10 protein-coding genes are annotated in these 10,866 nt (G+C 37.9%); 7 read left to right on the top strand and 3 right to left on the bottom strand.

Annotated features, from left to right (window positions below):
* From ftnA to AACU98_RS02145, 4 genes are all read left to right on the top strand, one after another.
* Positions 1 to 492: non-heme ferritin (gene ftnA / locus AACU98_RS02160; RefSeq protein WP_161735444.1), on the top strand; the 492-nt coding region annotated here is incomplete at its 5' end.
* A 532-nt stretch (positions 493 to 1,024) separates the two neighbouring features.
* Positions 1,025 to 1,417: a copper homeostasis periplasmic binding protein CopC gene (gene copC, locus AACU98_RS02155; RefSeq protein ID WP_161735442.1), complete on the top strand. Its 393-nt coding sequence runs from the start codon at positions 1,025 to 1,027 to the stop codon at positions 1,415 to 1,417.
* Entirely contained in the window at positions 1,417 to 2,316 is a 900-nt protein-coding gene (copD, locus tag AACU98_RS02150; protein WP_161735440.1) for a copper homeostasis membrane protein CopD, read from the top strand. The genes copC and copD overlap by 1 nt, the downstream gene beginning before the upstream one ends.
* 46 nt (positions 2,317 to 2,362) lie before the next feature.
* Positions 2,363 to 2,704 (top strand): YebY family protein, encoded by a 342-nt coding sequence (locus tag AACU98_RS02145; RefSeq protein WP_004242565.1) that lies wholly within the window; start codon positions 2,363 to 2,365, stop codon positions 2,702 to 2,704.
* Positions 2,705 to 3,003: 299 nt separating this feature from the next.
* On the opposite strand, the gene AACU98_RS02140 is transcribed toward AACU98_RS02145, so the two are convergent.
* The 3 genes from AACU98_RS02140 to AACU98_RS02130 all read right to left on the bottom strand — a co-directional run bounded on the left by AACU98_RS02140 (position 3,004) and on the right by AACU98_RS02130 (position 6,975).
* Positions 3,004 to 3,246 (bottom strand): DUF1480 family protein, encoded by a 243-nt coding sequence (locus tag AACU98_RS02140; RefSeq protein WP_004242567.1) that lies wholly within the window; start codon positions 3,244 to 3,246, stop codon positions 3,004 to 3,006.
* A 212-nt stretch (positions 3,247 to 3,458) separates the two neighbouring features.
* Positions 3,459 to 5,777, bottom strand: coding sequence for a PqiB family protein (locus AACU98_RS02135; protein WP_004242568.1), 2,319 nt, complete (start codon positions 5,775 to 5,777; stop codon positions 3,459 to 3,461).
* A complete protein-coding gene (locus tag AACU98_RS02130) occupies positions 5,719 to 6,975 on the bottom strand; it encodes a membrane integrity lipid transport subunit YebS (protein WP_161735438.1) in 1,257 nt (418 codons plus the stop codon). The genes AACU98_RS02135 and AACU98_RS02130 overlap by 59 nt, the downstream gene beginning before the upstream one ends.
* A 277-nt stretch (positions 6,976 to 7,252) precedes the next feature.
* On the opposite strand from AACU98_RS02130, the gene AACU98_RS02125 reads away from it, so the two are divergent.
* The 3 genes from AACU98_RS02125 to prc all read left to right on the top strand — a co-directional run bounded on the left by AACU98_RS02125 (position 7,253) and on the right by prc (position 10,618).
* Positions 7,253 to 7,750, top strand: a complete 498-nt coding sequence (locus AACU98_RS02125; RefSeq protein WP_004242571.1) for a GAF domain-containing protein — start codon at positions 7,253 to 7,255, stop codon at positions 7,748 to 7,750.
* Between the two features lie 95 nt (positions 7,751 to 7,845).
* Positions 7,846 to 8,538: an RNA chaperone ProQ gene (gene proQ / locus AACU98_RS02120; protein WP_004242572.1), complete on the top strand. Its 693-nt coding sequence runs from the start codon at positions 7,846 to 7,848 to the stop codon at positions 8,536 to 8,538.
* A 19-nt stretch (positions 8,539 to 8,557) separates the two neighbouring features.
* Positions 8,558 to 10,618: a carboxy terminal-processing peptidase gene (gene prc, locus AACU98_RS02115; RefSeq protein WP_004242574.1), complete on the top strand. Its 2,061-nt coding sequence runs from the start codon at positions 8,558 to 8,560 to the stop codon at positions 10,616 to 10,618.
* The last annotated feature ends 248 nt before the right edge of the window (positions 10,619 to 10,866 follow it).

Below are 10,866 nucleotides of genomic sequence, written 5' to 3'. Positions count from 1 at the left end.
GATATGATCAATAAACTCAATGAACAGCTGAATCTTGAGTTTTATTCAGCTAACCTTTACCTGCAGATGAGCGCTTGGTGCGATGATAAAGGATTTGATGGCGCTGCCAAATTTTTAAAAGCACATTCCCGTGAAGAAATGGAGCATATGCAACGCTTATTTGATTATTTAAGTGATACAGGTGCTATGCCTTTGTTAGGGACTATTGAAGCACCACCCGCTGAATTTTTATCTTTATCTGATTTATTTACTAAAACTTATGAGCACGAGAAGTTTATTACAGCTGAAATTAATAAACTTGCTCACCTAGCAATGACAACACAAGATTACTCAACATTTAACTTCTTACAATGGTATGTTGCTGAGCAACATGAAGAAGAGAAGTTATTTAAATCTATTCTGGATAAACTTGCTATGGTCGGTGATGGTGGTAAGGCATTGTTCTTGTTAGATAAAGACTTAAGTGCTCTTTCTACATCCGCGCATATTTAAATAATAAGAATAACTATACTGCTGTTTTAACCTGGTTGGTTAAGTGCATATAAGCATTGCTCAGATTAACATAATAAGCTCTACTGTAATCGCACAGTAGAGCTTTTTTTATCGACCCAGTTAGTGCAATATTGCATATCCATATAACTATTTTATATAGACGTAATCGATTTTTTATTTTTCTACTCCTTTAATTTAATCATTTCTTAAGCTTTGCTGATTATTATTTTGTCTATTTTCTGTTCTTTCTATTCTCTAGTTTGAGTCGTCGATTTATAGCCTATTTTAGTTTGGCTTTTAGATTATTTGGTTATGTATTGAACTGTGTAGTGTGTCAATTAAAGTATTATATTTTTGTTAAGTGTAAAAAGGGTGATATTTGAAACAAAAATGGCGCTAAATAAGTTATATTTTGAGTGCTAGTTCACAACCTTTTATTTCAACGATAAAGAAGCGCAGATATTAAAGTCAATTTGCTATAAAATCTTCTTTATCATAAATAGAAAAATCACCTGTAATTTAAGAGGTTATTATGTCATTAAACACACTTAAGACATCATGGGGCAAATTATCCGCCATCGCTGTTTTATTTTTAGGCATGTCATGCCAACAAGCCTTAGCACACGCACATCTAAAATCACAATTACCTGCAGAGGGTGCGGCTATTGAACAAGCGCAAGCACCAAAAGTGATTTCACTCGATTTCTCTGAAGGGATTGAGTTGGCCTTTAGTAAAGTAAAAGTCACTGATAAAGAGGGTAAAGAAATTACTGTCGGTAAATTAAGTCTTGATCCCGTTAACAATACAAAATTGTTATTGCCATTAGAAGGTGAATTAGCAGAAGGGAACTACTCTGTAGATTGGAGTGTTGTTTCTGTCGATGGGCACAAAACAAAAGGTTCTTATCAATTTAGTGTAAAATAATGACTCCTGAAGACGTTTATATTTTATGCCGAATTTTTCATTTTGTGGCAGTCATGTTCATGTTCGGACTGAGCTGTTCGGCTGCCATTCTCGCTAAAGAAAAGTTTGTTCCTCTTATTCAAGTACGCTTACGCCCAGCATTGGCGATTAGCACTATCACTGTATTTGTTTCCACTTATTTATGGATGATAGTGCAATCAGGCATTATGGGAGATGGCTGGCAAGACGCTTGGTCACTAACAATATGGCAAGCCGTATTGGGAACCTCTTTTGGACAAATTTGGCAATGGCAATTAGTTTTATCCTCTCTCGCATTAATCGCTCTCTTTATTCATCAACGTAGCATTAGAAATATTAGTCTGTTATTTATCTCAACATTGATGCTTGTGCTACATGCTTTTATTGGCCATAGTGCCATGTTTACAGGTAGTGAAGCTGTAATTTATAAACTAAATCAGAGTATCCATCTTATTAGTGGAGCGTATTGGTTTGGTGGTTTATGGCCTTTTGTTGTGAGCTTACAGTTTTTGCGTAATAAAGATGAATTAGCTGATGGCATGATCAAGCCTATTATTGCCACCATGAAACGCTTTTCATTATTCGGTCACTTCGCTGTTTTATTGGTTATAGCTAGTGGGATTGTGAGTGCCATTATGTTACTCCCCGGTTGGCCTGCAACAACACAACTTTCCTCAGAGTACCAAAGTATGTTATGGCTAAAAATAGCCTTTGTTGCCTTGATGTTAGGATTGGCATTAGTGAATAGGTATGTATTAGTGCCTCATATCCGTAAGAAGAATAACTTTCAATGGTTGCTTATTAATAGTTGGTTTGAGTTATTACTTGGTAGCATGGTTATTTTGACAGTGGCCATTTTTGCGATTAACTCACCTGTATAGATTGATATATACTTGTATTAATCAATTTTTTAAGTGGAAGATAACCATGAAACGTTTTTTATTTGCGGGCATATTGATGCTTTTTTCTTTTCAAACTTTCAGTGCACCAATATCAACAGTCAGTAAGCTTCAGTTTGGTGATGCTTGGCCATTCACCCGTGAAGAAGTCATGCTAAATTGTCGTGCTGATGGTGCTTGGTTTGTGATTAATCCCGCAACTTTAGCTCAATATCCACTTAATAATATTGCCATGGAACAAATGAAAAGTGGCAAAGTTAATGCTCAACTGATTGATAGTATTCTACTTCCTGATCCCAATACACCTGATAAGAAAAAATCACTGGAAGCTATAGAAAGTGCATTTTTGTCTCTTTGTGAAAAAAACTAATCATTTGATTGAGTTGCAATAAAAAAACACATTTGTTATTTGTTTGATTTAAAAGATAAAAAATGAGTTATTTGATTTTTTATAAAGAATATGAAGTGTGGTAGGAGTGTTTACTGGATCTTTACATATTGTTAGCTATTATTTAACAATAAGGTTGTGAAATAGATGTGGCATAAGCAGTTTTTTACACGCTATTTTCTCATTCAGTATCACTTTTTAGCGCACGGCTCGCAATGAGCCTTTTCCCTAAGCCAGGTAAATGATTTACCTGGCTTTTTTTACGATGCTTTAACATGCGATTAGGCTACTTTTAAAATCCAATGGTGGTTTTCTTTGTCATAGGCATGACGATAAAGCAGAATATTTTTATCTTTCAGTTGCGCAGGAATGCTGGTGTTTTCATCCCATCCATCTAATTGCATACAAAACTCTTTATCATAATCACATGGAATATGAACATAAGTGAGTTGATTATCGGAAGAGTGTTTCAAAGTAACATCTTCAATTTCATAACAAGCAATTTTTAAGGTTGTTTTATTCATGTTATAGCTCCAAGGTTATGCGATGTTGTGTTGTGCTTTCATAGTTTAAGCTTAAAAGTGAACAGCATGGTGAGCACTTTTTAATCGGACAGTTTTAAGCATAGTATAAATGGAAGTCATTTCCAAAGTATTTTTTAGCAATAAAAAAAACGGATCAAATTTTGTGATCCGTTTTAAATAAATGTGTTAAATAAAGTTGATGATATTACCGTTTATGGCTTAGGTATCGCAGTACCCCATTCATTCCACTCTTTTGGCTCTTTAGCATTGAGAATGAAATTCTGCTCTTGTTTTGCTTTAGCCTGGAGTGGGGTTGATGGCGGTGTAGCAAATGTAATGCCACCACGTATAAACTGCTTAAATGTACCGCTGCGGAATACTCCACCAGTTAAACCAAATGAGAAGTTATAACCTGATGAAAGCCAAAACTCTGTGTTATTACGCACCAGATATTGATATTTCTGACTAATTCTAATGTGGATCAATACTCTGTCAGACATATTACCTAATTCTAGTCCGGTTACCGCACCCACTTCTAAACCACGATAATAGATAGGTGTGCCAATTTGCACAGATCCTGCTTCAGTCGCATTCAATACAAGGTTAAGGCCGTCTAGATACCGAGAGTCGGTAATATTTGCCGTTTGTAATTCAAATATGCGGTATACGCCACCATTGCCTGGCTCTGCCTTGATATAAGGCTGAATAAGAGAATCTAAATTATCGAGCCCTGAAGCGGTTAACTCAGGGGTGACTACCGCAAATCGGCTTCCTGAGCGTGCAAAAGTTTTCACATATTCAGGGTAGAGTACCGCTGATACACTCACCGCTTTTTTATCCGCAGAAAGGGTTAGCGTTTCCACCTGACCGATATCAATACCTAGATAACGAATAGGCATTCCTTCAGAAAGTTTACTGGCATCGTAGGTTTTTAAAGTAATTTGAGCACCAATGGCTCTAGCACTCGTTTCGCTAGGATAAAGTTTATATCTTGAAACATTGTTATTAATATTTTCAAAGTTATCAAAGCTTATCGCGCCTTTTAAGGCACGGTTTAGCGGCGTTGCTTCTACCGTTAATCCCGCACCATTTAATGAAACCTTCGCAGCACCTTCAGTCCAGAACACACTCTTTTCAGTAAGCAGGTGACGATATTGTTTAGAAATATGGACATCAATATCAAATTCATCCATTAAAGGCCGTACATCGACGATTTCTCCAACTTGGAATTGGTGGTAAAGCACCACGGAACCTTTTTGAATACCCGGTAGACTAGCTGCTTTAAGTGTCAAAGTGACAGGTAACTCATTGCCCTCAATACTTGCTTTAGCATAAAAATCATTGCGATAAAGGCGATATTGTTCTTTAGGGGCGCCTTGGCTACCCGGAATAAGGTGGATACCGCCTTCAAGCCACTCTTGAGGTGTGGCTCCTTGGATCTCAATACCATTTAAGCCCATATTGACGTTAATTCGGCTATTAGCGACAAATTTGCTGTTTTCGTAAATATAGTGTTTATATTCAGGTGCAATGATGGCATCGAAAATAACCCCATCATCACTGATGTTGCGCTGAATAATTTGTCCTATCGTAATGCCTCTAAATAGAATAGGTTGCCCGGCATCTACACCCCAGCTCTCTTCACTGGTTAATGAGATAATTAATCCATCTTCACCATATAAGGCTTTGCCTGCATCCACGGAAGTGGCAGACTGTAGCACAAATTGTTGATTTTCTTGGGCTGGGGGACTATTTTCCGGAGAATCAAAGGCAATAGCACCATTAATTAAAGCAGAAACACTTTCCATTTTAATAGAAGCACCACTCTTTAGATTAAAGTTGCCCTGAAAGCCGGATACATTCCAAAAATGACTATCTTGACGGATCAGATGAGCATATTGTTTATCAATACTCAGCTCGATAAAAATACCTTGATTATCTGGACGTATGGCATAGCTGTAAACTTTACCGACCGGAACTTTGCGATAATAAACTTGAGAGTCGACATTAAGAGAGCCTAAATTATCCGCCGTTAAGGTGATAATTTGTTGGTTTTTATCAATGTTGGCTTTAGGACGAACCTCTTGAGCAACAAATTGAAACTGCTTTTCCCCATCTCCAGGAAGCATACTGATATAGTTGCCTCCCACTAAGGCATCTAATCCCGAAACACCAGAAAGACTGGCTTTTGGGGTAACAAGCCAAAATTGCGTATTTTTACGTAATGCATTAGCAAGGTTTTTTCGAATATCAGCGGTAACAATGACTCGGCGTAAATCATTACTGAGCGTCACGTCCTGTACAATACCTACATCAACACCTTGGTAACGGATAGGTGTTCTCCCTGAAACAATACCAGAGGCTGATTGAAAATCGATGGTGATTTGTACGCCTTTTTCTTGCCAGTGTTGGAAAAGCAACCAACTCGCAATAAAAATAGCGATAACAGGGAGTAACCAAAAAGTCGAAATTTTACGTTTGCGACGTATTTCGGCTTGGGTTGCCTGTGTGTTGTTTTCTTCTTGTTGCATAAGTATCCCATAATAAACGACTATCAAACCATTCAACGGCAAGGATAGTGAGAATGACAGCTGTACCAAAATAAAAAGCTGCAGGTCCCATAGTGAATGTCATTAACTGATCTCGATTAATTAATGACATCATCAGCGCAATCACAAACAGGTCGAGCATTGACCATCGGCCGATCCAAGAGACAAATCGATAAAGTTTCATGCGCAATAGAGGGTGAATACGTGAGTTAAAATGAATGCTCAATAGTAACCCCAGCATAATGATTATCTTAAAGAAAGGCACAAAGATACTGGCAATAAACACAATAATTGCAATAGGTGTATTACCTGAATTAATTAAAGAGAGAACACCAGAAAAAATAGTGTCTTCATTACGCTGGCCATTTAAATAAAAGATTGAGATAGGTAATAAATTTGCCGGTAATAGCAAGATCATCGCTGTAATGAGTGCTGCCCAGGTTTTTTGCAAACTCATTGGTTGACGAGCACTATAGCAAGATTTACATCTTGGGCAATGGCTCGAAGGTGGCTTTTTAAAATGGTAATGACATGCATGACAGGTTGCTGGACTCGTTTTTATCTCTTTTTGCGGATAAAACTGTTGCCATAGTTGATCCATATTAATGTTAATAAGCATTAATAGACTTAAAACCATTAAAGCTGAAAAAGCAACTAAGCCATGACCAATATAGATTGTGGCATAATCGCCTAGTTTTATGGTGGCAACACCAAGGCCAATTAAATAAACATCCAGCATTACCCATTCTTTTAGCTTACCTAACATTAATAGCACGGGACGTAAATTTAGATGTAAACGAGCCCCTAAATGGAGATATAAAATGGCAATGGGTAGACTAAGAGGAGCGGCAACGGCACAAAAGGCAACCATTGTTGCCGTTAATGGAGAGCCTTGTTGTGACATTAAGCGAATACCGTCAAGAACATTGGCTGATATCATGGTCCCTAATAAATGGATCTTGATAAGAGGTTGAGTAAAAGCGATAGACGCGAATATCAGCATGGTGATAGAGAGAATTAACAGCCGGTTTAATGACCAATCACGATAGGTCGCTAACTTGGCTTGACATTGTGGGCAATAGGCGTCTTCGCCGCGCTTGAGGTCTGTAGGAAGTGATACGAGGTGGTCACACTCCTGACAATGTATTGATTTGCTTTCTTTGGTGACTAAATCGCTCATTTATCCGCCTATTTGGTCTTTCTTCTCGCTTATCCTAGCTTAAGCCCAAAAAAAACCTCTATACTCAGTGGGTCACAAATTACCATTTTTATTATATTTACGCTTTTCATTTTACAATAATAAGTATCTGATTTTTTTTGTGTGCTTTTAGTGTGTATTATCGTTTTTTTGTAGACTTATTGAAAAGTCTGTATTCAACCTCAAGATAAAATAAGCTAAATTACAAGATATGTTATCTATTTTAGTTATGCTTTCGTTATGCAAATAGGATCTTCTGATGCCACAATTAAATTTTTATCAGGAACTCACTGATAATTTGTCAGCCTTGTTGTCTGGTGAAAATGACTTTATCGCATCACTTGCTAATACCAGTGCATTGATTTACGAGAAGTTAGACAAGATAAATTGGGTCGGATTTTATCTTAATGATGGTAACTCATTAGTTCTTGGTCCTTTCCAAGGTAAAGTGGCTTGTGTCAGGATTGGTTTTGGAAAAGGAGTCTGCGGAACGGCATTCTCAGAAAACAAAATTCTAAGAGTTAATGATGTGCACCAATTTAGTGGACACATTGCATGTGATAGTGCAAGTCAGTCTGAAATTGTTCTACCTTTAGAGGTAAATGGACAAATTATCGGCGTTCTCGATATCGATAGCCCTATTTTTGGTCGTTTTGATAAAAAAGATGAAAATGGGCTTAAAGCGTTGTGTGACGTGCTCTGCGAGCATTTAAAAACGTGTCATACCGCAAAATATTGTGAATTTTGTGTAAGATAACAGGCGTTTGCCGTAGAAATTGTTGGCAACACTATTATAATGTCGCTTGTTCATGCCTGCGCTGGTTGGCAAAACCGTTGTAATCAGGAAATTTCATGGAAAATCAACCTAAGTTGAACAGTAGTAAAGAAATCATCGCTTTTTTAGCGGAACGTTTCCCTAAGTGTTTTATCGCTGAGGGTGAAGCACGCCCTTTGAAAGTCGGTATTTTTCAAGATCTCGTTGAGCATCTAAAAGATGAAACTCAGCTGAGTAAGACACAGTTACGTTCTGCCTTACGCTTGTATACCTCAAGTTGGCGCTACCTTTATGGTGTAAAAGAAGGGGCTAAACGTGTCGACTTGAATGGTAACGACTGCGGAGAGCTGGAAGCAGAGCATATTGCACATGCTCGTACACAATTAGCCGAAGCGAAAGCGCGCGTTCAAGCTCAACGAGCTGAGCAACGTGCTAAAAAGCGCGAAGCTGAAGGTGATAAGGAGACCAGTAAACGTCCGGCAGCGAAAAAGCCAAATCCTCGTCGTCAAGCACCTAAAGATGGTGAAAAACGACAGCCTCGCCCTCAAAAGCAAGCTAATCAAGCGCCTCGCAAAGCGCCACGCCAAAATACTGAAAAGTTAACCCCAGTCAAAGACATCTCAGTGCTTACTGTAGGTCAATCGCTGAAAGTTAACGTTGGAAGTAGCGTGATGGATGCGACAGTGCTAGAAATAGCGAAAGAGGGTGTACGTGTACAATTGCCTAACGGTTTGGCAATGAATGTACGCACGGAACATTTAAAGTTCTGATACGGAGGCCAACCAGAGCATGAACAAACTTTTAAATGTGGCTTTTGCTATCGGATTAGCGTTAACAGGCACTTCTGCTGTCATGGCTGATAAACCAGCCACGCCAGCCATGGTGACTATTAATCAATTACCGACATTAAAGCAAGAGCCACAACATTCCACAGTGAGTGAACGTGTCACCGCTCGTTTTGAACGTTCCCACTATCGTCAATTCTCGTTAGACGCGAGTTTTTCCGAAAAGATTTTTAATCGCTATCTTAATTTATTGGATTATAGCCATAACGTATTATTAGCGTCAGATATTGCCCAGTTTGATAAAGATAAAACTAAAGTGGGTGAATATTTAAAAACAGGTGAATTAGGTCCTTTATATGATCTGTTTAACCTTGCGCAAAAAAGACGTTTTGAGCGCTTTCAATATGCTTTAAATCGATTAAATCAACCTATCGATCTCACTGGACAAGATAAATTTCAGTTAGATAGAACCAAAGCGCCATGGCCGAAAACGCAAGCTGAATTAGATAAGCTTTGGGATGAAAAAGTAAAATACGACTGGCTAACACTTAAACTCTCTGACAAAACAGACAGTGAAATCAAAGAAACACTGACAAAACGTTATAAAGCTGCATTACGTCGCCAAACACAAAGCCAAAGTGAAGACGTATTCCAAATTATCATGACGGCTTTTGCGCGTGAAATTGATCCCCATACCAGTTATTTATCACCAAGAAATACGGAAGCCTTTGATTCAGAAATGAGCCTTTCATTAGAAGGGATTGGTGCCGTATTACAAATGGATGATGATTATCCGATGATTAATTCCATGGTAACGGGCGGACCGGCTGCTAAAAGTAAAGCGCTAAAAGTAGGTGATAAAATTATCGCTGTCGGTCAACATAATAAACCCATGGTTGATGTGGTTGGTTGGCGCTTAGATGACGTTGTCGCGTTAATCAAAGGCCCTAAAGGTAGCCAAGTTAAACTAGAAGTTATCTCTGATGAAAAAGGGGCGAAGCCAAGAACTATCACTTTAACAAGAGAACAGATCCGCCTAGAAGATAGAGCGGTCAAGTTAACCGAAAAAGTGATTAATGGTGATAAAATCGCTATTTTAGATATTCCTAGTTTCTATGTCGGTTTAACTAATGATGTGAAAACCCAACTACAAAAAGTGGCTAAAGACAATGTATCTGCTTTAGTTATTGATTTACGTGGTAATGGGGGCGGTGCGTTAACGGAAGCTATTGCATTATCAGGTTTATTTATTCCAAGTGGTCCCGTCGTTCAAGTCCGTGATAATAATGGTCGAGTACGCCAGGATTATGATCGTGATGATGTTGTCTATTATAAAGGGCCACTAGTGGTTATCGTTAACCGCTTTAGTGCTTCTGCTTCTGAAATTTTTGCTGCTGCAATGCAAGATTATGGTCGCGCATTAATTGTCGGTGAGCAAACCTTTGGTAAAGGAACGGTGCAACAATATCGTTCATTGACACGAGTTTATGATCAGATGTTAAGTCCTGATTGGCCTAGTTTAGGTTCAGTTCAGTACACTATCCAAAAATTCTATCGTATTAATGGCGGAAGTACCCAATTAAAAGGGGTGACACCAGACTTGTTATTACCAAGCTTTGATAATTCAGAAATGGGGGAAAGCAATGAAGATAATGCTTTACCTTGGGACAGTATTCCACCGGCTAATTATAAGCTGTCTGAGTATTCAGAGAAAATAAAACAAGCACTACCTACATTGACGGATCAACATGCTAAACGCATCGCGAATGATAGAGAGTTTTCATATATCTTTGATGATATCAAGCGCTACAATGAAGCTAAAGCCAAAGGTGAAGATAAGTTTATTATTCTTAATTTTGCAGAGCGCGAAAAAGAGAATAAAGAGCTAGAAGCCATAAAATTACAGCGTATTAACCAACGTCTTAAGTTAGAGGGTAAGCCACCACTAAAATCACTTGATGATTTACCGAAGGATTATGAAGGCCCTGATCCTTACTTAGATGAAACGGCTAATATTGCGGATGATCTTGCAAAGGTATTAAAACCTAAGAAGTTATTAAATTAAGTTTTTCTACTTAAGAAAGTGATTCAATTTACCCCCAATAGTTGATTAATCAATTATTGGGGGTTTTTATTTCCCTATATTTGTCTGAAAAAGTATCTGGTATCTAATACTTTATAATAATCTTAGTTATATCTTTAGTGAGAAAATCATCTCATACTATTATTTCGCTATTTTTCTTAGTAGTCATATTTAGTTACCAGTAACATAAGAATTCATTAAGATATTTAACTGCTTTTATATAAAAATAT

The sequence above is a fragment of the Proteus sp. G4380 genome (genome assembly GCF_963885725.1).
In the GTDB taxonomy this organism is placed as follows: Bacteria; Pseudomonadota; Gammaproteobacteria; order Enterobacterales; family Enterobacteriaceae; genus Proteus; species Proteus mirabilis.
Note: the sequence above shows the minus strand (reverse complement) of the source record. Positions and strands in the feature narration are given on the sequence as shown.

What these genes read in the sequence shown, in the direction of transcription:
- copC (WP_161735442.1), top strand. Translation starts at nt 1,025, where the DNA reads ATGTCATTAAACACACTTAAGACATCATGGGGCAAATTATCCGCCATC.
- copD (WP_161735440.1), top strand. Translation starts at nt 1,417, where the DNA reads ATGACTCCTGAAGACGTTTATATTTTATGCCGAATTTTTCATTTTGTG.
- AACU98_RS02145 (WP_004242565.1), top strand. Translation starts at nt 2,363, where the DNA reads ATGAAACGTTTTTTATTTGCGGGCATATTGATGCTTTTTTCTTTTCAA.
- AACU98_RS02140 (WP_004242567.1), bottom strand. Translation starts at nt 3,246, where the DNA reads ATGAATAAAACAACCTTAAAAATTGCTTGTTATGAAATTGAAGATGTT.
- AACU98_RS02135 (WP_004242568.1), bottom strand. Translation starts at nt 5,777, where the DNA reads ATGCAACAAGAAGAAAACAACACACAGGCAACCCAAGCCGAAATACGT.
- AACU98_RS02130 (WP_161735438.1), bottom strand. Translation starts at nt 6,975, where the DNA reads ATGAGCGATTTAGTCACCAAAGAAAGCAAATCAATACATTGTCAGGAG.
- AACU98_RS02125 (WP_004242571.1), top strand. Translation starts at nt 7,253, where the DNA reads ATGCCACAATTAAATTTTTATCAGGAACTCACTGATAATTTGTCAGCC.
- proQ (WP_004242572.1), top strand. Translation starts at nt 7,846, where the DNA reads ATGGAAAATCAACCTAAGTTGAACAGTAGTAAAGAAATCATCGCTTTT.
- prc (WP_004242574.1), top strand. Translation starts at nt 8,558, where the DNA reads ATGAACAAACTTTTAAATGTGGCTTTTGCTATCGGATTAGCGTTAACA.